The 21694-nt window shown below is 72.3% G+C and carries 23 protein-coding genes and 1 pseudogene; 13 read left to right on the top strand and 11 right to left on the bottom strand.

Annotated features, from left to right (window positions below; genetic code table 11):
* Positions 1 to 43: 43 nt before the first annotated feature.
* Positions 44 to 1054 carry a cell division protein ZapE gene (gene zapE / locus IOD16_RS06345; RefSeq protein WP_201439264.1) on the bottom strand — a complete coding sequence of 337 codons (1011 nt, stop codon included), beginning with the start codon at positions 1052 to 1054 and terminating at the stop codon, positions 44 to 46.
* Positions 1055 to 1093: 39 nt separating this feature from the next.
* Here zapE and IOD16_RS06340 point away from each other — a divergent pair, with 39 nt between their 5' ends.
* Genes IOD16_RS06340 through IOD16_RS06300 form a run of 9 tightly spaced genes read left to right on the top strand, consistent with a single transcriptional unit; the run spans position 1094 to position 5816 of the window.
* A complete protein-coding gene (locus IOD16_RS06340; protein WP_201441227.1) occupies positions 1094 to 1867 on the top strand; it encodes a pyrimidine reductase family protein in 774 nt (257 codons plus the stop codon).
* Positions 1868 to 1921: 54 nt separating this feature from the next.
* Positions 1922 to 2368, top strand: a complete 447-nt coding sequence (locus IOD16_RS06335; protein ID WP_201439263.1) for an Asp23/Gls24 family envelope stress response protein — start codon at positions 1922 to 1924, stop codon at positions 2366 to 2368.
* 5 nt (positions 2369 to 2373) lie between these two features.
* Positions 2374 to 2625, top strand: a complete 252-nt coding sequence (locus IOD16_RS06330; protein WP_236594781.1) for a hypothetical protein — start codon at positions 2374 to 2376, stop codon at positions 2623 to 2625.
* Positions 2625 to 2801: a hypothetical protein gene (locus tag IOD16_RS06325; RefSeq protein WP_123743207.1), complete on the top strand. Its 177-nt coding sequence runs from the start codon at positions 2625 to 2627 to the stop codon at positions 2799 to 2801. The genes IOD16_RS06330 and IOD16_RS06325 overlap by 1 nt, the downstream gene beginning before the upstream one ends.
* A gap of 47 nt (positions 2802 to 2848) precedes the next feature.
* Positions 2849 to 3100, top strand: a complete 252-nt coding sequence (locus IOD16_RS06320; protein ID WP_328809427.1) for an Asp23/Gls24 family envelope stress response protein — start codon at positions 2849 to 2851, stop codon at positions 3098 to 3100.
* A complete protein-coding gene (locus IOD16_RS06315; RefSeq protein WP_236594780.1) occupies positions 3101 to 3688 on the top strand; it encodes a DUF6286 domain-containing protein in 588 nt (195 codons plus the stop codon).
* The gene (locus IOD16_RS06310; protein WP_236594779.1) at positions 3685 to 4260 is read left to right on the top strand and encodes an alkaline shock response membrane anchor protein AmaP; all 576 of its coding nucleotides are present in this window, start codon (positions 3685 to 3687) and stop codon (positions 4258 to 4260) included. Before IOD16_RS06315 ends, IOD16_RS06310 begins: the two co-directional genes overlap by 4 nt.
* Positions 4245 to 5318 (top strand): ATP-dependent DNA ligase, encoded by a 1074-nt coding sequence (locus IOD16_RS06305; RefSeq protein WP_201439260.1) that lies wholly within the window; start codon positions 4245 to 4247, stop codon positions 5316 to 5318. The genes IOD16_RS06310 and IOD16_RS06305 overlap by 16 nt, the downstream gene beginning before the upstream one ends.
* 27 nt (positions 5319 to 5345) lie before the next feature.
* Positions 5346 to 5816, top strand: coding sequence for a hypothetical protein (locus tag IOD16_RS06300; RefSeq protein WP_201439259.1), 471 nt, complete (start codon positions 5346 to 5348; stop codon positions 5814 to 5816).
* Between the two features lie 27 nt (positions 5817 to 5843).
* Here the strand turns inward: IOD16_RS06300 and IOD16_RS06295 are convergent, their stop codons facing one another.
* Positions 5844 to 6731 (bottom strand): EamA family transporter, encoded by an 888-nt coding sequence (locus tag IOD16_RS06295; protein ID WP_236595125.1) that lies wholly within the window; start codon positions 6729 to 6731, stop codon positions 5844 to 5846.
* Positions 6732 to 6896: 165 nt separating this feature from the next.
* Between IOD16_RS06295 and IOD16_RS06290 the strand changes: the two genes are divergently transcribed.
* Positions 6897 to 8408, top strand: coding sequence for an alpha/beta fold hydrolase (locus IOD16_RS06290; RefSeq protein WP_236595124.1), 1512 nt, complete (start codon positions 6897 to 6899; stop codon positions 8406 to 8408).
* An 885-nt stretch (positions 8409 to 9293) separates the two neighbouring features.
* On the opposite strand, the gene IOD16_RS40880 is transcribed toward IOD16_RS06290, so the two are convergent.
* From IOD16_RS40880 to IOD16_RS06255, 7 genes are all read right to left on the bottom strand, one after another.
* Positions 9294 to 9974 carry a DUF6319 family protein gene (locus IOD16_RS40880; RefSeq protein ID WP_201439256.1) on the bottom strand — a complete coding sequence of 227 codons (681 nt, stop codon included), beginning with the start codon at positions 9972 to 9974 and terminating at the stop codon, positions 9294 to 9296.
* Positions 9975 to 10021: 47 nt separating this feature from the next.
* Positions 10022 to 10627, bottom strand: coding sequence for a DUF2238 domain-containing protein (locus tag IOD16_RS06280; protein ID WP_201439255.1), 606 nt, complete (start codon positions 10625 to 10627; stop codon positions 10022 to 10024).
* Positions 10628 to 10717: 90 nt separating this feature from the next.
* Positions 10718 to 11665 carry a DUF1996 domain-containing protein gene (locus IOD16_RS06275; RefSeq protein WP_123743215.1) on the bottom strand — a complete coding sequence of 316 codons (948 nt, stop codon included), beginning with the start codon at positions 11663 to 11665 and terminating at the stop codon, positions 10718 to 10720.
* A gap of 40 nt (positions 11666 to 11705) precedes the next feature.
* Positions 11706 to 14495 carry a glycosyl hydrolase gene (locus IOD16_RS39955; RefSeq protein WP_236594778.1) on the bottom strand — a complete coding sequence of 930 codons (2790 nt, stop codon included), beginning with the start codon at positions 14493 to 14495 and terminating at the stop codon, positions 11706 to 11708.
* Positions 14496 to 14623: 128 nt separating this feature from the next.
* Entirely contained in the window at positions 14624 to 14821 is a 198-nt protein-coding gene (locus IOD16_RS06265; protein ID WP_123743217.1) for a hypothetical protein, read from the bottom strand.
* 97 nt (positions 14822 to 14918) lie between these two features.
* Positions 14919 to 15200 carry a hypothetical protein gene (locus IOD16_RS06260; RefSeq protein WP_201439254.1) on the bottom strand — a complete coding sequence of 94 codons (282 nt, stop codon included), beginning with the start codon at positions 15198 to 15200 and terminating at the stop codon, positions 14919 to 14921.
* 40 nt (positions 15201 to 15240) lie between these two features.
* Positions 15241 to 15435 carry a hypothetical protein gene (locus IOD16_RS06255; protein ID WP_201439253.1) on the bottom strand — a complete coding sequence of 65 codons (195 nt, stop codon included), beginning with the start codon at positions 15433 to 15435 and terminating at the stop codon, positions 15241 to 15243.
* 251 nt (positions 15436 to 15686) lie between these two features.
* On the opposite strand from IOD16_RS06255, the pseudogene IOD16_RS06245 reads away from it, so the two are divergent.
* Positions 15687 to 17125: pseudogene (locus IOD16_RS06245) on the top strand (IS3 family transposase).
* Positions 17126 to 17307: 182 nt separating this feature from the next.
* On the top strand, positions 17308 to 18054 hold the full coding sequence (locus tag IOD16_RS06240; RefSeq protein ID WP_201439252.1) for a hypothetical protein: 747 nt from the start codon (positions 17308 to 17310) through the stop codon (positions 18052 to 18054).
* 76 nt (positions 18055 to 18130) lie between these two features.
* On the opposite strand, the gene ligD is transcribed toward IOD16_RS06240, so the two are convergent.
* Both ligD and IOD16_RS06230 read right to left on the bottom strand, forming a co-directional pair.
* Positions 18131 to 19126 carry a non-homologous end-joining DNA ligase gene (gene ligD, locus IOD16_RS06235; RefSeq protein WP_201439251.1) on the bottom strand — a complete coding sequence of 332 codons (996 nt, stop codon included), beginning with the start codon at positions 19124 to 19126 and terminating at the stop codon, positions 18131 to 18133.
* A 724-nt stretch (positions 19127 to 19850) separates the two neighbouring features.
* On the bottom strand, positions 19851 to 20465 hold the full coding sequence (locus IOD16_RS06230) for a TetR family transcriptional regulator (protein WP_201439250.1): 615 nt from the start codon (positions 20463 to 20465) through the stop codon (positions 19851 to 19853).
* 77 nt (positions 20466 to 20542) lie between these two features.
* On the opposite strand from IOD16_RS06230, the gene IOD16_RS06225 reads away from it, so the two are divergent.
* Positions 20543 to 21694 (top strand): acyl-CoA dehydrogenase family protein, encoded by a 1152-nt coding sequence (locus IOD16_RS06225; protein WP_201439249.1) that lies wholly within the window; start codon positions 20543 to 20545, stop codon positions 21692 to 21694.

Below are 21694 nucleotides of genomic sequence, written 5' to 3'. Positions count from 1 at the left end.
CAACCCGCAAAACCACCCCTGAACGGGGGTTTAGCAGGGAAGATCACCGGGAGAGGGCGACGAGTCGCGATACCGCCCGCAGGTACTTCTTGCGGTAGCCGCCACGCAGCATTTCGGCCGTGAAGAGCTCCGAAAGGGCGTCCCCGGACACCGCCACCGGGATGTCCCGGTCGTAGAGCCGGTCGCCGAGCGCCACGAGCCTCAGCGCCACCGCCTGATCGGGCGCGGGCCGAACGTGGCGCAGGTGCACCGCGGTCACCCCGTCCACCAGCCTGCCGTAGCTCGACGGGTGGATGCGGGCCAGCGCGGCGCACAGGTCGGCGAAGTCGTCCAGCGTGCCGCCGGGCGTGCTCCGGGCCTTGGCCACGAGGTCCTCGTCGGCCATCGGCGGCGGCGCGTCGGGCAGGCCGCGGTGGCGGTAGTCGGGGCCGTCGACCCGGACCACGGTGAACTTCGCCGACATCGACTGGATCTCGCGCAGGAAGTCGGCGGCGGCGAACCGGCCCTCGCCCAGCTTGTCCGGCAGCGTGTTCGACGTGGCCGCGACCGACACGCCCGCCGCCGTCAGCTCCTTGAGCAGGCGGGTGACCAGCATCGTGTCGCCCGGGTCGTCCAGCTCGAACTCGTCGATCGCGAGCAGCTTGTGCGACGACAGCCGGCGCACCGTCTCGGCGAAACCCAGCGTGCCGACGAGGTTGGTCAGCTCGACGAACGTGCCGTAGGCCTTGGGGCCGGGCACGGCGTGCCACACCGACGCCAGCAGGTGCGTCTTGCCGACGCCGAACCCGCCGTCGAGGTAGAACCCGGGCTTGGCGTCGTCGGCGGCCGACCGCTTGAACAGCCGGCCCAGCACGCCCCGGTTGCCGCCCTCGGAGACGCGTTCGGCGAACTCGCGGCCCGCCCGCACCGCCGCGGCCTGGCTCGGCTCGTCCGGGTTGGGCAGGTAGGTGTCGAACCGGACCGCGTCGAAGCGGGGCGGCGGGACCAGCGCGTCCACCAGCTCGTCCGCGGCGACGTGCGGGGTTCGGTCGGACAGGCGCGGCGGGGCGGACATGACGGGATCGTAACGGCGTGCTGGGATGTGGCGGTGCGGATGTTGTGGCCACCACGTGACGGCGAGATCACCGACGAGGACCTGGAACGGCTCTACGACTACCCCGACGGGCTCGACCGGCCGTGGGTGCAGGTGAACTTCGTGTCCAGCGTGGACGGTGCGGTGTCGGTGGCCGGGCGCTCCGCCGGGCTGGGCAACGAGGCCGACCGCGCGGTGTTCATGCTCGGCCGCGACCTGTGCGACGTGGTGCTCGTCGGCGCGGGCACGGCCCTCGTCGAGGGCTACCAGGGCATCAAGGCGGGAGAGGTGCGCGCGTCCCGGCGGGCCAGGCTCGGCCTCGCGCCGGTGCCGCCGATCGCCGTGGTGACCGGGCGGTGCTCGATCGAGCCGACGTCCGCGCTGCTGACCGCCGCCACCGTGCCGCCGATCATCCTCACCACCCGGGCCGCGCCGCGGGAGCGGCGTGACGCGCTCGCGGCGGCGGGCGCCGACGTGGTCGTCGCCGGCGAGCGGACCGTGGCCCTGGACCTGGCGCTGGCGGCGCTGCGGGAACGCGGGCTGCTCCGGGTCGACTGCGAGGGCGGGCCGAAGGTGTTCGGCGCGCTGATCGACGCCGACCTCGTCGACGTGTTGTGCGTGACGTTCTCCCCGCTGCTCGCGGGCGGCGACGCCGGCCGGATCTCGAACGGGCCGCTGCCGCCGTCACCCCGGTCGATGGAGCTGGCGTCGGTGCTGCACCACGACAGCGCCCTCCTCCTGCGGTACCGCAAGGTGACGCCCGATCCGGTGACCTGGGGCACATCTTCGCGCTGAGCCGGATACGGTCCGCATCCGAACGTGCACGCACCGATTCGGAGAGGATCCGCCGTGGCGCAGAGCACCGCCGCCAAGCCGGACGTCGGCACCCCCCGGCTGGCCGAGGACACCGAGCAGGGCAGGACCACGATCGCGTCGTCGGTCGTGCAGAAGGTCGCGGGCATCGCGGCGCGGGAGATCTCCGGCGTGCACGCGCTGGGCGGCGGCGTGTCGCGGGCGTTCGGCGCCCTGCGCGAGCGCATCCCGGGCGCGGGCACCGCGGACACCGCGGGCGTCGCGGTCGAGGTCGGCGAGCGGCAGGCCGCGGTCGACCTGGACATCGTGGTCGAGTACGGCGCGAGCATCGTCGACCTGGCGCGGGCCGTGCGGCGCAACGTGATCGGCTCGGTGGAGCGGATCACCGGCCTGGAGGTCATCGAGGTCAACATCGCGGTCAACGACATCCACCTGCCCGACGAGGACGAGGAGACCGGGCCGACGGGTTCGCGGGTCGAGTGACGGACGTGGCGGAGGACGTCGAAGCGGCGTTGCTGGCGCACCCGGAGGTGGCGCGGCTGGACGGCGCGATCGCCTCCTACCTGCCCGGGCGGCGCGTGCTCGGCGTCCGGGTCGGCACGCGGGTGGAGGTGGCGGTGGTGCTGCGGACCGGCCGGCCGATCGGCGAGGTGGTGCCGGAGCTGCGGTCGCGGGTCGCCGGGGTGGCGGGCGCCGCGCCGGTGGACGTGGTCGTGGCCGATCTGGAGTGGGAGAGCTGATGAGCGCGACGCAGACGGGCCTGCTCTCGGGCCTGGTCCTGGGCCTGGCCGCGACCAGCGGGTTCACCGCCTTCCTGGTGACCCTGGCGGTCGGCGTGATCGGCCTGGTCGTGGGCCGGGTCCTCGACGGCGAGCTCGACCTCGGCGACCTGCTCGGCCGGGGCCGCGACAAGTGACCGAGGCGCGGGGCTCGCTCGAGATTCACCCGACCGTGGTGCGGAAGGTGGCGGCGCACGCCGTCCGGCTCGTGCCCGGCGCGGAGCCGAGCGCGGCGGTCAGGGTCGCCGAGGCGGGCGACGACCTGGAGCTCGGGGTCAAGCTGGCGTTGCGCTACCCGGCTCCCGTGCGCACGGCCGCCGCCGACGTCCGGCGGCACGTCACCGAGGAAGTCGAGCGGATCACCGGCTACCGGGTCCGGTCGGTGGCCGTGACGGTGTCCGCGCTGCGCGCCGAGACCCGGCCGAGGGTGGTGTAGGTGCGAGTCCTGCTGCGGGTGCTGTCGCCGTTGCTCGGGGTGGCGTTGGCCGGTGCGGGCGCGCTGCTGGTCGTCGTGGTCGCCCGGCACTGGTCCGGGCGCGGGTGGCCGCCGTGGCCGGACTGGTCCTGGGTGGACCGGCCGGTCCTGCCGATCGGCGCCTGCCTGGCCGTCGGCGGGCTGTTCCTGCTGGTCGTGGCGTCCCGGGCGGGGGTGTCGCAGGTGCCGCTGGACGACCCGGCCGACGGCGTGCGGGTGGTGACCACGCCGACGTCGCTGGCCCGCGTGGTCGGGCACCGGGTGCGCGCGGAGGACGGCGTGGCGGACGTGTCGGTCACCGCGTCGCGGCGCAGGGTGCGGGTCCGGGCGACGAGCCGGCTGCACGGCGAGGCGTCGTTGCGGCCGCGGCTGCTGGAGGTGGCCCGGGGCGCGGTGGACGACCTGCCGATGTCCGCGCGGCCGAAGGTGTCGGTCGTCGTCATCTCGCCGAAGGACCGCTCGATCCCGCCGAAGGACCTCCGCTCCTCGCCCGAGGACCGCGACGCCTCACCGCAGGACCGTGCCGCCACGCCGGAGGACCGACCGTGAACCGCTCGAACCGCACCGAACGCGTGATGGCCGCCGTGCTCGGCGTGCTCGCCCTGCTGGTCGGCGGCGCCGCCGTCGTGCTGCACCGCTTCGCCGTCGACCGGCCGGTGCTGGACCCGGTCGTGCTCGACTGGGCCCGGCGGCACCTGCTGCCCGTCCGGCTCGGGCTGATCGCGCTCGGCCTGCTGGCCGTCGTCCTCGGGCTGCTGTGGGCGTGGCGCGCGGTCCGCCCCGAACGGCACCCGGACCTGCTGCTGGACGACGTGGTCGTCACGGCCAAGGCGCTGGCGGCGGCGGTGCGCGCGGACGCCGAGCAGGTGCACGGCGTGGCCGGCGCGAAGGTGTCCGTGGTGGGCAGGCCCGCGTTGCGGCTGCGGCTCACGCTGCGGCACGGCGCGGACGTGCACCGGGTGTGGCGGGAGCTGGACGGCCGGGTGGTGTCGCGGGCCCGCGCCGCGCTCGGCGTGGAGGTCCTGCCGACCGCGGTGCGGCTCGATCTGGCCAAGAGGGAGCGCCATCGCGTGCATCGGGCCGGTCCACCCGGCAGGATGGCCGGGTGGCTCTCCCGTTGACCCCTCCCGTGCAGCCGATGCTGGCGACCGCGGTGGACAAGATCCCGACCGGCGCGGACCTCGTGTTCGAGCCCAAGTGGGACGGCTACCGCTGCCTGGTGTTCCGCGACGGCGACGAGGTGTTCCTCCAGTCGCGCAGCGGCAAGCCGCTCAACCGGTACTTCCCGGAGGCGGAGGCCGCGCTGCGGCGCACCCTGCCGCAGCGGATCGTGGTCGACGGCGAGCTCGTCGTGGCCAAGGACGACAAGCTGGACTTCGACGCGCTGTCCGAGCGGATCCACCCGGCGGAGAGCCGCGTGCGGCTGCTGGCGGAGCAGACGCCGGCGAGCTTCGTGGCGTTCGACGTGCTGGCCCTGGGCGACGAGTTGCTGCTGGAGCGGCCCTGCACGGAGCGCCGGTCCACGCTGGAGGGTCTGATCACGCCCGGCGACGGCCTCTACCTCACCCCCGCGACCACCGACGGCGACCTGGCGGCGCAGTGGTTCGAGCTGTTCGAGGGCGCAGGGCTGGACGGCGTCATGGGCAAGCCCGCGGCCGGCGAGTACACGCCCGGCAAGCGCTCCATGATCAAGGTCAAGCACGCCCGCACCGCCGAGTGCGTGGTGGCCGGGCTGCGCTGGCACAAGGACACCGAGCCGGGCACGGCGGTCGGCTCGCTGCTGCTCGGCCTGCACGACGAGGCGGGCGTCCTGCACCACGTCGGCGTCGTGGGCTCGTTCAAGGCGGCCGAGCGGCGGGCGCTGGCCGAGGAGTTCAAGGGCCTCATCACCACCGGCGAGCACCCGTGGCTGGTGGAGCCCGACGGCCGCCGACTGCCCGGCGAGATCAACCGGTGGCGCGGCAAGCACGCCGACTGGGTGCCGTTGCGGCCGGAACGCGTGCTGGAGATCGCGTACTCGCAGACCGAGGGCGGCGCGCCCGCCCGGCTGCGGCACAACGGCCAGTTCCGGCGCTGGCGGCCCGACCGCGACCCGGCGTCGTGCGGCTACGACCAGCTCGACCAGCCCGCGCGCTACGACGTGGAATCGGTGCTGCGAGGCGAAGTTCGCCCCGCGTGACCGCTCGGGTGAGTACCGTGGCGGGTTGTGGCCGAGGTCTCTGATGTGGACGCGCTCATCCGGGAGTTGGACGATCGCATGCGGCTGGACTGCCGTCGGCTGTCGATGTGGCGGGTCGTGCACCGCACGACCGGGTTGTTCTACACCGTGGTGCTGATCTTCGTGCCCGCCGTGCTGGCGGTGGGGTTCACCTCGTCGGAAACGGCGCTGGGCAAGGTGCTGCTGCTCATGGCGGCGGTGGTGGGCGGGTTGAACGTGACGTTCCGGCCCTACCTGCACAGCCTGAGGCGGCGCAGCGCCGTGAACACCATGCGGCGGCTGCGCGACGAGTTCCGCGCCGACGTCGCCGCCACGGTGGAGGGCGAGTTGCTGGCCGTCTACCGCAGGTACGCGGCGACCTACGCGGCGATCTTCGAGGAGCGCGGCGGCGAGCTGGTCGACGGGCGGCTCAGCGTCGAGGAACCGCCGGCCGAGCCGGCGCCCAAGCTCCGGGCCTGAGCCCGCTCACCCGACCCCCGGGTCCGGTCACACGTCGGGTCCCGCGGTCCGGGTCGCGCCCACCGACGCCAGCACCACGCAGAACACCGCGACCCACTGCGCCGGGTGCAGCGCCTCGTGCAGCAGGACCAACCCGGCCAGCGCGGCGACCGCCGGCTCCAGGCTCATCAGGATGCCGAACACGCGCGGCGGGATCTTGCGCAGCGCCTCCAGCTCCAGCGAGTACGGGATCACCGACGACAGCAGCGCCACCGCGCCGCCCGCGACGAGCACCACGGGGTCGAGCAGCATCGTGCCCGCCTCGGCCACGCCGAACGGCAGCGCCACCGCCGCGCCGACCACCATCGCCAGCGCCAGGCCCTTGCCGTCGGACGTGCGGCTGCCCAGCGCCGCGGTCAGCAGGATGTAGCCGGCCCAGCACACGCCCGCGCCCGCCGCGAACAGCACGCCGGGCAGCGCCAAGCCGCCGTCGACCCTGGTCAGCAGCAGCACGCCGGCTGCCGCGAGCAGCGCCCACACGCCGTCCAGCCAGCGCCGGGAGCCGATCACGGCCACCGCCAGCGGGCCGAGGAACTCGATGGTGACCGCCGCGCCGAGCGGGATGTGCTTGATCGCCTGGTAGAAGCTGAGGTTCATCGCGCCGAGCACCAGCCCGTAGCCGAGGATCACCGCGTACGTGCGGCGGTCCAGCCGCAGCGACGGCCGCCACACCACCAGCAGGATGGCGGCGGCCAGCACCAGCCTCAGCGTGACCGTGCCCGCCGCGCCGGCCAGGGTGAACAGCTGCTTGGCCACCGCGGCGCCGATCTGCACGCTGACCACGCCCAACAGCACGAGGGCGGGTGGCGGTATCGCGCCGAACGCCTTGGCGGCGAGCGCGACCGGCCCCGACCGGTGGAGCCTGCGTTCGGGGATGCCTTCGACGTGCACGGTGACCACGCCGACATCCTCCCCCAGCCCGCTCACCGAAGTCTCACCTGGACTGTGTGAGGCTCTGCACGAACCCATCGGGAGACCAACGCCGTGGGAGAGAGCGAGGGGACCGCTGTGCCGCGTCGGCGTCACGCCGCTTCGATCTTGGTGGCTCTGAGCGCGCTGGCCGCGTGCAGCGCGGGTCCGTCGACCCGGCCGGTGATCGCCGTGCGCGGTGACGGCGAGCAGCCGTCGGCCGCCACCGTCCCGTCCGGTCCCCGCGAGGTCCCGCCGCTGGAGAGCTACGAGACGCCCGGGCTGTCCTGGTCGTCGTGCACGGACTCGGCCCGCGCCCGGATGGGCGCTTCGGCGCCGGCGGGCGCGTGGGAGTACGAGTGCTCGCAGCTCACCGTGCGGCTGGACGTGCCGAGCCGACCCGGGCGGGGCAACCTGGGCATGTCGCTGCTGCGCGTGGGCACGGGCGGCAGTCCGCTGGTGGTGGTCGGCGAGGCGGGCGGCGAGCCGGGGACGTTGAAGGCGGCGCGGCTGGCGGCGAGCCTGCCCGCGACGGTGCTGAGCACGTTCACGCTCATCGGCGTCGACCGGCGGGGCACCGGCGAGTCGGACCCCGTGCAGTGCGTGCCGGACGCGGCGCGGGTCGGGATCGTGGAAGCCGACCCGGGCGCGGAGTCGAACGAGGACTTGGTCGACGCCTACACGTTGGCGAGCCGCGAGTGCGTGCTCGACATGGAGAACCGGTTGCCCGGGGTGGACTCGTGGCGCGCGTCGGCGGACCTCGAGCAGTTGCGCGAGGCGATGGGCGTGCCGCACCTCAACGCCATCGGCTTCGGCGAGGGCTCGCGGGTGTTGACGTTGTACGCGTCGCGGTTTCCGGACCGGATCGGGCGGATGGTGTTCGACGGCGCGCCGGACCCGACGTTGGACGCGACGGCCGTGGCGCAGACGCGGGCGGTGGCGGCGGACGAGACGTTCTCGGCGTTCCAGAAGGACTGCGTGGTCCGCGGGTGCCCGTTGGGCGCGGGTGCGACCGACCGGTACAAGGCGTTGCTGGACGCGTTGCGGGACAAGCCGTTGCGCGGCGGTGACTTCGACCTCACGCCGGGCACCGCCACGGAGGCCGTGCTGGCGGGCTTGGCGGACCGGTCGCGGTGGGGCGCGCTGGCCGAGGCGATCGTGGCCGCCGAGGGGGGCGACGGCGCCAAGCTGAGCGCCTTCGTCGAGCCGCTGCTGCTGGAGCAGGACGAGGACCCGCCGCGCATCGACGCCGGGATCATCACTGCTTGTAACGACACGACGAACCGCGTGCCGCCCGAACGAGTGGCCGGGTTGACGGAGGACTGGCGCGCCAAGCATCCCCTGTTCGGCGCCTACTTCGCCCGCAAGCTGCTGGCCTGCGGCCCGTTCCCGGTGCCGCAGGCGGTGAAGGTGCCGAGACTGGTGGGCGCCCCGCCGATGCTCGTGCTGACCACGGCCACCGACCCCGTCACCCCTCGTGAGGGTGCGGAACGGGCCGCGCAGGCACTGCCGGCCGGCGTCGTCGTCGGGTGGCAGGGCGGCGGGCACGGAGCGCTCGGCCAGTCGGCGTGCGCGACGAAGGCGGCGGAGGAGTTCCTGGTGGAGGCGAAGGCGCCGTCCAGCGGCACCGTGTGCCCACCGTGACTGTGGTCTCACGTAGCTGCGGCTTCGCGTCACCCGGCACCCGTGCACCAGGCGCGCTACCCTGCCCGCCGGGTGTCCTGTCCACTCCGCGGAGCCCCACACGACAACTGAACACAATCGGGTGAACCTGGTCCGAAAATGTACGGAAACATTGTTCCCGTACCTCGGTTGAAAACCAGCGGACCCGCCGAAACCACCCCCGACCGCCACCACCCCGGGCCCCGTCGGACACGGAAGCCGGCAGCGCACCCCGGCAGCGCTACGGCGACGGCTGGAAGTTCGGCGTCAGCGGGTGCCCGACGGTAGCCGGGCGGTTCGCGGGAGCTGGGTGTTCGCGGGAGCTGGGCGGTTCGCGGGACCTGGGTGTTCGCGGGCGCTGGGCGGTTCGCGGCAGCCGGGCGGTTCGCGGGAGCTGGGCGTTCGGCGGCAGCCGGGCGGTTCGCGGGACCTGGGTCGGCGGGGACCGGGGAGTTGAGCGGCGGCCGGGATTCGGCGCGAAAGCCCGGCGGCCGGCGTCGTCGGCCCGAGCCCCGGCTCGCTGGGGCGGCCGGGGTCGGGTGATCGGTGTTGCGGTGTGGTGGTGCGGTCTAGTGGTGGTGCGGGGTCAGCAGGTGGAACAACACCCGCAGCCGGGGCCCGTGCAGCCGGTGCAGCAGCCGCAGCTGCCGAGTTGGTCCTGCTCCGCTGTCGTGATCTCAACAACCATCTTGTGCCTCCGCGGCGTCGAGGGACTTCGTGCGACCGAAGGTATTTCGACCCCACCGTCCGCCCCTACCACCGGCCAGGGGAAGTACCCTCACCCGATCGCGGAACGGCAATCATCAATACGTTGCAATACGTGTTCTCGCCTGGTCAGCACCCTGTTCCCGCGCGGTTCCCGAACCGTCAGCCGTTCAGCTCGTCCAACGCCCGCTGGGCCGCCTCCAGCTCCGCCCGCAGCTGCTCGACCCGGGCGAGGTGGCGTTCACGGGCCGCGCTCAGCACGCTCTCGACCGCCTCGTCGACCTCCGCCGGCAGCAGCTTCGACACCTGCGACACCGCCGACGCGGCCACCGGCGCGGCCTTCAAGGTGCGCTTCGCGCCCCACTGCACGTCGACCGTCCACTCGCCGTCGGCGGTCGACGTGAGGGTCACCGTCACCTCCGCCGGCTTCGCCTGCTTGCGCGCCGCCGGCCGGCGCTCCGCGGGCGCGGCCGGCGCCGGGGCGGGCCTCGGCTTCGGCGGAGCGGGCGCGGGAGCCGGCGCGGGCGTGTAGATGTGCTCGACCGGAGCCGGAGCCGGGGTCTCCACTGCGGCGGGCGCGGGGGCGCGCTTGCGCGGAGCCGGTTTCTCCACGGTCAACTCGGCCGGCGAGAACGACAGCTCGTCCTTCTCCCCCGTCGGCCGCACCTGGATGAAGTCCCCCTCGGCGGGTTCGGTGAACGCCACCACCTTCGCCGACCGCCCGGCCTCCACCCCGACCGCGGCGGAGGTGAACCAGACCGCGGGCGGCCGGCCCGCGGCCAACTCCGCGCGCAGGTGATCGATGTCCTGCGCGGACAACGAGTTCTGCTTCGCCTTCGCCATCGCCTACCTCCACGACTTGCACAAGATCTGTCGGGGTGCAGCTTGCCCTACGCCACCGACAATCCCGCGAGCTGCCGGTCGTGCGCACGTCCCAGCGCCCACTGCGCGACCACCGAACCGACGAGCGCGAGGAGCATGTCCCAGTGCGTGTCCCACACATCCCCTTGCGTGCCGAGGAAGTCCGTCGCCGACTCGCCGCCGACCACCGCGCCCGCCCACTCCACGAACTCGTAGCCCGCGCTCACCGCCAGGCACGTCGCCGACACGAGGAAGAACGTCCACCGCCCCGGCCGCAGCGGCGTCCGGCGCAGCAGGACCTCCCGGACCAGCACCGCGGGCACGAAGCCCTGCACGAAGTGGGCGAACCGGTCGTAGTGGTTGCGGTCGGTCCACGGCAGCTCGCCCAACGGCACCTCGGCGTAGGTGTAGTGGCCGCCGAGCGCGAGCACCAGCGCGTGCCCGAAGATCAGCCAGTAGGCGAGCGGGGTCAGCGGGAACCGGCGGCGGGTCCACGCCAGCAGGGGCAGCGCGATGACGATCGGCGCGACCTCCAGCAGCCAGGTGACGTAGTCCTTGGGCCGGATGGCCGACACGGCGACCGCCACCACGACGAGTACCGCGAGGGTGACCGGCAGGCGGTCCCTTGGCTGCATCCGGCGATCCTGCCACCACCGGGCCGCCTCTCGCATCAGTCCACAGTGGACGGGCGGCGGGGTGGGTCCCACCCCGCCGCCCGCGCGCCCCTAGATGGGGTTGCCGTTCGTGCCGCAGATGCGACCCGCGTTCACGCAGTTGCGCACCCGTCGTTCCAGTTCCGGCTGGTCCCACGCGTTCATGAAGTCACCGTGGAAGGTGTACCCCGGCGCGTTGGTCACGTTCACCCCGTTCACCGTCCCGCCCAGCGACAGCCCGCCGCCGTTGACCGGGTAGGTGATCAGGAACTCCAGCCTCGGCAGGACCACGTTGTGCGTGGACGGGCACGACCCGTTCCAGAACACGATGTGGTCCTTGTGGTTGGCGCTGTCGAGGTCCCGGCCGTTCCAGCAGGTCGGGAAGTCCAGGTACGTCTCCAGCTTGGTGCCGGCCGGGCAGTTCATGAAGTCCCGGCTCGACGGCGACTGCGTGGTGCACGACCACCGCGCGGACGGGTTCTGGTCGGGGCTGGTCGCCCGGGCGTTGCCGACGACGTACCTCATGTCCGGCGGGTACGCGACGGCGCGTTGCATGTCGTGGATGCCCTGGTAGTACACGGTGACGCTCTCCGGCGCGACCGGCTGCCCGTTCTTGTAGAGCGTGGGCACCCAGTAGGCGGACAGGTCGACCACCGGGTCGCACGTGGTGCCCGCCGCTTTGAGCGACGTGTACGTGGACGACGCGTTGGTGGACCGGTTGCCGAAGAACTCGTGCACGTGCGACACGCCGGTCTGGTTGGGGTAGATGATCGGGTCGTTGCCGGACCGGTGGCTCGCGCGGCAGTTGGCGCGGAACTCCGAGGCGGCCTGGATGCCGGCTTGTCCTTCGATGGCCGCGGCCTGGTGCGCGTCCGGTGCGGCCGGGTGGCTGTCGTGGTTGACGGCGTGGATCTCTTCCGGCCCCGCGCCCGCCGGCTGGTAAGCGACCACCGACCCGATCAGGGCCAGTGCCAGCGCGACGGACGCGGCGCCGATGACACCTCTCAATCTCGCGTTCATCCGATCTCCTCCGAGAGTGGAGCGGGATGCGGCGGCAGGTCTAGGAGCCGAACGTGATCCAGTTGACGTTGACGAAGTCGGCGGGCTGACCGCTGGTGAAGGTGAGGTAGACGTCGTGCTTGCCGGTCAGGCCGGTGATGTTGGCGGGCACGGTGCGCCAGCTCTGCCAGCCGCCGGTGTTGGCGATGGCGAAGCTGCCGAGCGGTGTGGCGGTCGGGCTGCCGACGCGGACCTCGACCAGGCCGCTCACGCCGCCCGCCGCGCCGCTGGCGACGCGGGCGACGAACTGCCGGCCGGTGCGGGAGCCGAAGTCGACGCCCCGGAAGAGCGCCCACTCGCCGTTCGCGAGGCCGGCGATGTTCTGGCCGCCGCCGGTGTCGGTGGTCGTCTCCTTGAACACGCCCTTGTGCTCGTCGTAGGACTCGGCCTGGATGGTGGCGAAGGCGTCCCGGCTGGTCGGCGGAGCGGTCGTGGTCGTGGTCGTCGTGGTGGTGGTCGTCGTGGTCGTGGTGGTCGTCGTCGACGTGGTGGTGGTCGTCGACGTCGGGTTCACGCCACCCGAGCCGGAGTCCACGCCGCTGCCGGCCGGCCCGCGCCACGCGGTGGACGACGCCGGCACGGACAGGGTCTGCCCGTCGGAGAACGTCACCGTGGCCGTCGTCGTGCCCGGGTTGTAGGCCACGTACGTGCGGGCGCCGTTCTTGCTCAGCACGGCGTGCGTCGGCACGTTCGCGGTGACGGACGTGTCAGGCGTGCCGTAGGTGTCGAGCGACGTGATCCAGTGGTAGGCGTGCGCCCGCGAGTCGCCGTCCTCCGGTGGCAGGCCGGAGCCGTAGTTCGCCAGCGCCTGCGCCGGGTCGGCGAGCGCCAGGAACTGGGTGATGACGTCCTTCCACTCGACCTCGGTGCCGCCGTTGTTGGCGCGCAGCTCGTTGACGTTCTGGAGGATGTCTGCCTTGTAGTCGGCGTGGTAGAGCGACCCGCCGGTGATCGGCAGCATGTTGATGCCGTGGATCTCCTCCGGGTTGGCCGTCCACCAGGTGCTGTAGCTGGCACCCGCGCCCCACACCATGCCGACCGTGCCGTGCTGGAAGGCCGCCGGGAACACCGTGTCGTCCTTGTCGAACCAGTACTGGGCGATCGTGCTCTCCTGCGTGGTGTGCAGGTAGATGCCCGCGTCGCGCATCGCCGTGTCACCGGTGGCCTGGCCGAACAGCACGGCGGCGGTGGCGAACATCATGCCCTCCGACGAGGACTCCTCGTTGTTGCCGTGGGCGAAGCCGGCGTGGCCGGAGGCCCAGCCGTGGCCCGCGTAGGCGTCGAAGTTGCGCAGGAACGGGAAGCGCGTCTCGCCGCGGTCGAAGTTGTTGGCGTCCTTGACCAGCAGCTTCACCATGCCGCCGTAGCGGGAGTCCGACGCCCAGCCCGGGTCGTGCTGCGCGAGGATCGCCGCGGCCAGCACGTAGTAGCCGTAGTGGAAGTGGTGGTCGTTCAGCTCGGCGTCGGTGCCGTAGGACGCCTTGTAGCCGATCAGCGTGCCCCACGTGGCGTCGTAGGCGAAGTGGTTGCCTGCCTCGCCGGGCGTGGCGGTGAGCCAGTCGGAGAGCCGGTCGCGGACCAGGCCGAGCAGCCGGTCGCGGCCGTCGGTGTAGCCGATCTGGTTGGCCACCCGGGCCAGTGCCGCCAGGCGCCACAACGCCTTGCCGGTCCAGTAGGTGTCGCCCGCGCCCTTCCACGGGTCGGCGGCGTTGAGCTCCTGGTCGATCTCCGAGCGCAGGCGGTTCTTGTCGGCTGCCGAGGACAGGGGTAGCGCCGGCAGGACGCCGTTGAACGTGCTGCGGGTCGTGAACGACGAGCCCTCGCGCACCCGCATCTCGCCGCGCGGCGAGGTGTAGCGGAAGGCGGTGAGGGTGTCGGAGGAGTTGAGCCACTGGTGCCGGTAGAGGGCTTGCAGGGTGCCGGTCTGGGTGCCCTGGCGTGCCGTGGTCGTGGCCGTGTAGGTGGCGGTGAGCTGGGCGTTCGCCGAGTTGTAGGTCCAGTTGACCTTGGTGTCGGTGACGAACGAGAAGGCGTAGCGCTGGAACAGGGACAGCGCGTCGCGGCTCGGCAGCACGGCCACCGAGAAGAAGGCGGCCGACGAGGTGGCCTCGGCGGTGCCGACGACGTTCCAGTTGCTCGGCGAGAACAGCGCGTAGTCGCGGCCGTTGATCGTGACGCCGAGGGTGGTGCCGGTGTTGCTCCAGATCGTGGTGGCGCCGTTGAACCCGACCCGGGCCGTGCCGCCGGTGGCCTCCGCGTACACGTACGGCGAGCCGTGGCCGATGGTCGTGCGCAGGGTGCGCGTCCCGTCGGTCCACAGTGGACTCACGGTCCAGTCGGTCCAGCCGTCGACCTGGGTGCGGGGCGAGTTGAGTCCGCTGACGCCGACGAACAGGTCGTCCTGGTGCATGAACTCGTAGAACCGGCCGTCGGGGGTGATGTTCGGGCTGGTCGGGTAACCGACGCCGAGGCCCTGCGCCGCCGCGTGGAACGTCAGCGGGTGGGCGTACATGTTCTCGGAGTAGGGGTTGCCGGGGTAGCGCTGGAAGGCCAGCGACGACCACCAGTCGTTGGTCGGCACCGGTCGGCCGGCCATCCGGGCGGTGACCTTCGGCGTCAGGGGCGAGCCGTTGGCGTCGGACGGGCCGACCGCGCCCGCCGGACGGGTGGTGGCGTAGCTGCCCGCGCCCACCGTGACGGCACTGGCCGTTCCGGGTAGGGCGAGGGGGATCGCGGCAGCCGCGGCCACGGCGACCGCGAGGGCCGCCAGGTGGGGGCGGATTGAACGCACAGGGACCTCCAGCAGGGACTCACAGCTCTGTGAGAGCGCTCTCACGCAAGTCAAACGGTAAACCGCAGGTGAGGCGCGTGTCTACGGTTGGCCGCTTCTGACTCTGTCAAGAGCCCTGGTTCGCGTGGCTAGTCCTCGACGCGGAGGCGGTACTCGCAGCCGTACTCGACGGCGTACTGGAGGTCGTAGTGGTGCACGATCTTCGGGCCGCCGTGCAGGTGGACGTGGGTGACGGTCTGCTTCGGGGACTCGGGCGGCTTGGCGTGCGAGTCGACCCGGCCGTCGAGGGGGCCGCCGACGAACCGCACCACGTACGCCTGCGTCATCGGACTGCCTCCCCTTCTTCGACGTTGCCCCCATGGTACGAGAGGACCAGTCGGATCGCGGCTGAACCGCTGTCGGAAACAGCCGGTTGGCGGAAGGTCAGGCGCCGGACCAGCGCCGGCCTCGCCCGCCGGCGACCAGGACGGTGAGGCGGCCGTCGTCGACCAGCGGGTGGGCGCTCGGCACCTCGGTGCACGCCAGCGCCGGCTCCGGGTGCCCGAGGTCGGCGAACTCCGCCCGGTCCCGCGGGCCCAACGGCGGCGGCGTGATCGCGTGGAGGGTGGCCAACGGCTCCCCCACCTGCCGTGACACGTCCCGCGACGCGTCGTCGTCGGCAAGCGCCTCGGACTGCTCTTCGGCCACCGCGGGCGGGATGCTCACGGCGGGAGGTCAGGTCGTCCCGAGGGGTGCGGGCGAGCGATCATCGGTCGCCCTCCGGCTTTTCACCCGGCTGCTCCTCGATTGTGTCCTCGGCTGTTTCCTCGTCGGTCCGCAGCGAGCCGTCCTCGTCGAGACCGGCCGTGTCCAGCACCCCCCAGATGGCGTGGGCGACGGCCGCGTAGTCGCGGGCGGGCACGTCGGCGGGCAGCAGCACTTCGAGGCGTCGGGCGTTCACGCGGCTCACCATGCCCCCGCCCCGCCGGGCCGCGCGACACCCCCGTCCGGGTCACGGGGACCGGTGGCCCGACACCGTCCCCGCGGTCCGCCGCGGTGACCTGCGCGCTTGCCCGGCCCGCGCCACCCGGCCTCTCGCCCTCCGGGACAGTCCCACGAGCGCAACACCACCCCCTCTTGGTCAGACTGGTGCGAGACACCTCGTGTGATCGAGGTTCGTGATCAAGGGCGGGATCGGAGATTCTTGTGCTCGTGTCCACCCCATCCGACAAGCAGTCCCGGCGTTCCTCCGGCGCGACACCCACCGATCCGGCCGCGCGTCCGTCCCGGCGGACGTTCACCACCGAGTACAAGCTCGCTTTGGTCGCGGAGTACGAGAATGCCCCGAACGGGGAGAAGGGCGCGATCCTGCGCCGCGAGGGCCTGTACTCCTCGCACGTCATCGAGTGGACCCGGGCTCGAGACGCGGGCCGGTTGGGCGGTGCGGCGGCGGAATCGACGGCCTCGGCGACACCGGCGCGCAGGTCGGCCGAGCAGGTCGAGCTGGAGAAGCTGCGCCGGCAGAACGAGAAGTTGGCCTCCGACCTGGTCAGGACCCGGATGGCGCTGGACATCATGGGAAAAGCTCACGCGCTCTTGCGGGAACTCTCCGTGAGCACGGACGAGGGCAGGCCGCCCAGGACGTGACGGCGGCCGCCTTCGCCGAGCTGCGCGCCGCCGACGTCCCGGTAACCACGTCGTGCGCGCTGACCGGCAGGTCCCGGGCCACGCACTACCGCCACGCCGGGATGACGGGCCCGCCGTCCGGCCCCCGGCCGCGACGTCGTCCGCCGCCGCACGCCCTGGACGCAGCCGAACGCACCGAGGTGTTGGAGGTGTTGACCAGCCCTGTCTACCGGGACCTGGCGATCCCGCAGGTGTGGGCACGCGAGTTGGACGAGGGCCGTTACCGGTGCTCGATCTCCACGATGTACCGGATCGCCCGCGCCGCCGGGCAGGTCCGCGAACGCCGCCGCACCGCCACCCACCCGCCCCGGACACGCCCGGAACTGCTCGCCCGTGGTCCGAGCCAGGTGTGGTCGTGGGACATCACCGCGTTGAAAGGGCCGGTGAAAGGCATCTGGTACCGCTGTTACGTCGTGCTGGACATCTTCTCCCGGTACGTCACCGGGTGGCTGGTCGCCGCCGCGGAGGACGCGGTCGTGGCCAGGGACTTCCTCGCCGACGCCGTCGCCCGCAACGGCACCGCGCCACACACGGTCCACGCCGACCGCGGCGGCGCCATGGTCTCCAAACCGGTCTCCGCGCTCCTGGTCGACCTCGGCGTGCTCCGCTCGCATTCCCGTCCCCGCGTCTCGAACGACAACCCCTATTCCGAAGCCCAGTTCAAGACGATGAAGTACGTGCCCGACTTCCCCGAACGGTTCGGCTCCCTGGCCGACGCCCGCGCGTTCTGCGAGGAGTTCTTCCTCGCCTACAACCACGAACACCGTCACTCCGGCATCGGCATGCACACCCCCGCGTCCGTCCACTTCGGAACCGCAGAACAGATCCGCGACCAACGCCAGGCCACTCTCGACCGCGCCCACACCCGACACCCACAACGCTTCGCACACCGACCCCGACCACCCCGACTGCCCGAGACAGCCTGGATCAACCAGCCTGTCGAGCAACCGCAACCGACCCCGTAAACACAACCTGTCTCATCTGAATTGACAACTACCGACCCGGCCGGATGAACCTCTGACACCGAACCGACCGCTGTCGGACCGTCATCGCCCGAGCTGCCGCAGAAGGCTGCACGCGAGGTGGTCCGCCAGGCGGCGCTACAGTCCAGGAGGCCAGTCACCCTGCGCGAAGACGAGGTCCGCTCGTGGCCGATCTCGCCACCGACCAGCCCGGAAGCCCCGTGCTCATCGAACTGTGCCTGCTCCTGCGCGACTTCTTCGGCGATCTCGGCCTCGGCGCCCGGCTCGGCGACCTGACCGACGACGACCTCTACCGGCACATCGCCTTCGCGGCGTCCCTCCGGCACTCCGGCCGCGACTTCACCGCGCGGCCCACGCCGGAACTCGACCACATCGCCGTCGCCGTCCTGCGACGGCTGTCGACCGGGTCCCTCGGCGACACCTCACTGCGGTCGCCCCAGGCTCGGTACGCGACGGACCCGACTCCGCGCGCGATCCAGGTCGCAGACGGGCCCGCGAGCACCACAGCCCCCGACAAGCCGGTCGGGGCGTTGTGGACCTCGTCCATCCTCCCCGAGGGCACCAGCATGTGGCACTGGGGCGAGACGGCGGAGTTCGGCCCCGACCGACCGCTGTTCACCGTCACGTTCGACCCGGCGGACCTCCGGGTGTTCCCCATCGACTCGGCCGCCGACTACGGACAACTGGTGGGCCGCTACCCGCGCTCGTCGGACGGACGCGCGCAGGTGTGCTGGACCCGTGCCGCCGAGGATCTCGACGCCGTCCACCTGACCGTGTCCGGCCTGCTCACGGCCCAGCACGTCCCGGTCGCGACACCGCACGGCACCGCCACTCTCACCGGGTGGGACGCCGAGTCCACCGCCTGGCTGCACCTGCCGAACGCCTTCGAGACGACTCCGGTGACGACGTAGGCCAACGACCCGGCGGGCGCGGTCGCCGGCCGGTGAGCGTGGAGCTGGATCACGCAGGACGTGAGGCCGACCGGTTCTAGTTGCGCTTGCGCGACGGCTGGACGCGCGGCGGTTCGCCGGGCATCTTCGGGTAGTCCGGGGGATACGGCATGTCGCCCCGGTCGTCGGCCGCGTACCACTCCAGCAGGCGCTCGATGCCGAACGCCTCGTCGTCCAGGGACGCGTGCGGGTCGCCGTGCTCCTCGAGGTACTTCGGCACGGTCAGCACGTCGAAGTCGTCGGGGTCCACAGTGGACAGGCGGTCCCACGTGACGGGGGTGGACACGGTGGCGCGGGGCGTGCCGCGGACCGACCAGGCGGAGGCGATGGTGCGGTCGCGGGCGGCTTGGTTGAAGTCGAGGAAGACCTTCTCGCCGCGTTCTTCCTTCCACCAGGACGTGGTCGCCTGATCGGGCATGCGCCGTTCCACCTCGCGCGCCAACGCGATCACGGCGTGCCGCACGTCCACGAAGTCCCACTCGGGCCGGATGCGCACGGCCACGTGGACGCCGCGGCCGCCGGACGTCTTCGGGTAGCCGGTGAGGCCGAGTTCGCCCAGCACCTCCCGCAGCACCATCGCGACCGCCACCGCGTCCCGGAAGTCGGTGCCGGGCTGGGGGTCGAGGTCGACGCGCAGCTCGTCGGGCCGATCGGTGTCCGACCGCCGCACGGGCCACGGGTGGAAGTCGAACGTGCCGAGGTTCGCCGCCCACGCCAGCACGGCCGGCTCGGTCGGGCACACCTCGTCCGCGGGCCGCCCGGAGGGGAACTTGATGCGCGCCGTCTCGACCCACTCGGGCGCGCCCTTGGGCAACCGCTTCTGGTAGAACGCCTCCCCGGTCACCCCGTCGACGTACCGCTTCAACGTCGTCGGCCGGTCGCGCAGCACCCGCAGCAACGGTTCCGCGACGGCCAGGTAGTACTCGACCACCTGGAGCTTGGTGATCCCACGCTCGGGGAAGTAGACCTTGCCCGGGTTGGACACCCGCACCACACGCTCGCCCACGTTCAGTTCCACAGCCTGGGTCGCCACGCGGGCGAGCCTAACAACGCGCCACGAACCCCGCGCGAAGATCGACCGGCACCGGCCTCACGGGGACGGGAGGCCCCACGGGTGGCGGGTGGCTCAGATGAGCCGGGCGCGGGATCAACCGGGAAGGGCGCGCAAGATCAGCCAGGTGCTCGCAGGCCCAGCCCGGCGGTCGCGGGGTCTGCCGGGCGGTCGCTCTAACCGGGCGGCGACGGACGCAACCGGGACGGCACGGATCAAACAGGCACTCGCCCAGGGAAACGGGATGGTGCGAACACAACCCCAAAGGCGCGGAAGGAGCCGGGGCGCTCGCGGGATCGACAGGGCAGGCACGCGGGCACATGCAGGCCAAGACTCGGACCCAGCCGGGCGGTCGCCGATGGAATCGGGCGGGAGCGGACACGACGGGGACGGCACAGATCGAACGGATGCTCGCCGATGGAAATGGGATGGTGCGATCACTACCGCACTGACGCGGGGCGAGCCGGGTGCTCGCGAGATCGACAGGGCAGGCACGTGGGCACAAGCGGGCCAAAGCGCGGTCCCAACCGGGCGCTCACAGATCCAACCGAGCGGGGGCGGGTGCGAACGGGATGGCACGGACCAAACGGGCACTCACCGAGGGAATCGGGATGGTGCGAATACAACCGCAATGACGCGGAGCGGGCCGGGTGCTCGCAGGGTCGGCGGGGCAGGTGCGAGGGCTCGGCCAGGCCGGCGCGCGCGATCAGCCGGGTGCTCGCGCCGCCAAGCCGGTGACGAACGCCTCCAGCGCCAGTTCGAAGCTGTCGTGGTCCAGTTCGCGGGCCACGGCGGGCAGGAGGTGGGCCTTGTCCAGGTTCGGGTACCGGTCGCGGTAGAAGGTCTGGTCGTCGGAGAAGCCGCTGGAGAACGAGCTCAGCGCCGCGCCGAACACCAGGTACATCAACGACGCGGCGATCATCGTCGCCTCGCGCCGTGACCAGCCCGCGGCGACGAGCCCGCCGTGCACCACGTCCAGCCGGCGCAGCGACGCCTCGCGGTGGGCCGGCCCGTACGCCAGGAACGGCACGATGTTGGGGTGCGCGGCCAGTGCCGCCCGGTAGGAACGGGCGCAGCTGCGCAGGCCGTGCCGCCAGCCGCCGCCCTCGAACCCGGAGACGTCGACCCCTTCGAGGATGCCGGCGGCCACCTCGTGCAGCAGGTCGTCCTTCGTGCTGACGTGCCCGTACAGCGACGCGGCCTGAACGCCCAGCTCAGCGGCTAGTTTGCGCATCGACAGGCCGTCGAGCCCGTCCCGGTCGATGATGTGCAGCGCGGCGGTCCGGATGCGCGAGGCACTCAGGATCGGGCTCCTCGGCATGTCCGCTCCCCTTGCCTGTGGTGGGTTCCGCGCCTAGGTTAGATAACCTAACACCGTTCGGTTAGGAGGTCACCCCGGTGGATCTGCGCATCTCCGACGAACACCGGCAGCTCAAGGACCTGGCGCACCGGTTCACCGAGGAGCGGATCGTCCCGCACGCCACGCGCTGGGACCGGGACGAGGCCATCGACCGCGACCTGGTGCCCGCCCTGGGCGACGTCGGCTTCCTCGGTCTCGGCATCGACGAAGCGTACGGCGGCTCGGGCGGCGACCACCTGGCGTACTGCCTGGTGCTCGAGGAGGTCGCCCGCGGCGACTCGGCGGTGCGCGGCATCATCTCCGTCTCCCTCGGCCTGGTCGGCAAGACCCTCGCCAAGCACGGCACGGAGGCGCAGAAGCAGCGCTGGCTGCCGGGCCTGTGCTCGGGCCGCCGGCTGGGCTGCTTCGGCCTGACCGAGCCCGGCACCGGCTCCGACGCGGCGTCGCTGGCCACCAAGGCCGTCCGCGACGGCGACGACTGGGTGATCACCGGGCGCAAGGTGTTCATCACCAACGGGACGTGGGCCGACGTGGCCCTCATCTTCGCCCGGACGGGTGGTCCCGGGCCCAAGGGGATCACCGCGTTCCTGGTGCCGACCGACTCCCCCGGCTTCACCGCCACCGAGATCCGCGGCAAGCTCGGCATGCGCGGCCAGGCCACCGCCGAGCTGACCCTCGACCAGGTCAGGGTGGGTGACGCCGACCGGCTCGGCGACGAGGGCGGTGGCTTCAAGCTGGCCATGGCCGCCCTCGACCGGGGCCGGATGTCCGTCGCCGCCGGGTGCGTGGGCGCCGCACGGGGCGCGCTGGAGGTCAGCGTGCGGTACGCCAAGGAGCGCGAGCAGTTCGGCAAGCCCATCGCCGGTTTCCAGCTCGTGCAGGAGCTCCTGGCCGACATGGCCGTGGAGACCGAGGCCGCCCGCCTGCTCACGTGGCGGTGCGCGGACCTCGCCGACCGGGGCGAGCCGTTCGGCACGGAGGCGTCCATGGCGAAGCTGTACGCCAGCGAAGCGGCCGTGCGGGTGGCGAACAACGCCATCCAGGTCTTCGGCGGGTACGGCTACGTCGACGAGTACCCCGTCGGCAAGTACCTGCGGGACACCCGCGTCACGACCCTCTACGAGGGCACCAGCCAGATCCAGAAGTTGCTCATCGGCCGGGCGCTGACCGGCATCAACGCGTTCGCGTAG

It is taken from the genome of Saccharothrix sp. 6-C, assembly GCF_016695385.1.
In the GTDB taxonomy this organism is placed as follows: Bacteria; Actinomycetota; Actinomycetes; order Mycobacteriales; family Pseudonocardiaceae; genus Actinosynnema; species Actinosynnema texasense.
The sequence above is the reverse complement of the archived record's forward strand: the minus strand, read 5'-3'. Positions and strand labels throughout refer to the sequence as shown.

Bases quoted from the DNA above. Each gene is read 5' to 3' on its own strand.
- zapE (WP_201439264.1), bottom strand. From the start codon at position 1,054: ATGTCCGCCCCGCCGCGCCTGTCCGACCGAACCCCGCACGTCGCCGCG.
- IOD16_RS06340 (WP_201441227.1), top strand. From the start codon at position 1,094: ATGTTGTGGCCACCACGTGACGGCGAGATCACCGACGAGGACCTGGAA.
- IOD16_RS06325 (WP_123743207.1), top strand. From the start codon at position 2,625: ATGAGCGCGACGCAGACGGGCCTGCTCTCGGGCCTGGTCCTGGGCCTG.
- IOD16_RS40880 (WP_201439256.1), bottom strand. From the start codon at position 9,974: ATGGCGAAGGCGAAGCAGAACTCGTTGTCCGCGCAGGACATCGATCAC.
- IOD16_RS06280 (WP_201439255.1), bottom strand. From the start codon at position 10,627: ATGCAGCCAAGGGACCGCCTGCCGGTCACCCTCGCGGTACTCGTCGTG.
- IOD16_RS06275 (WP_123743215.1), bottom strand. From the start codon at position 11,665: ATGAACGCGAGATTGAGAGGTGTCATCGGCGCCGCGTCCGTCGCGCTG.
- IOD16_RS06265 (WP_123743217.1), bottom strand. From the start codon at position 14,821: ATGACGCAGGCGTACGTGGTGCGGTTCGTCGGCGGCCCCCTCGACGGC.
- IOD16_RS06230 (WP_201439250.1), bottom strand. From the start codon at position 20,465: ATGCCGAGGAGCCCGATCCTGAGTGCCTCGCGCATCCGGACCGCCGCG.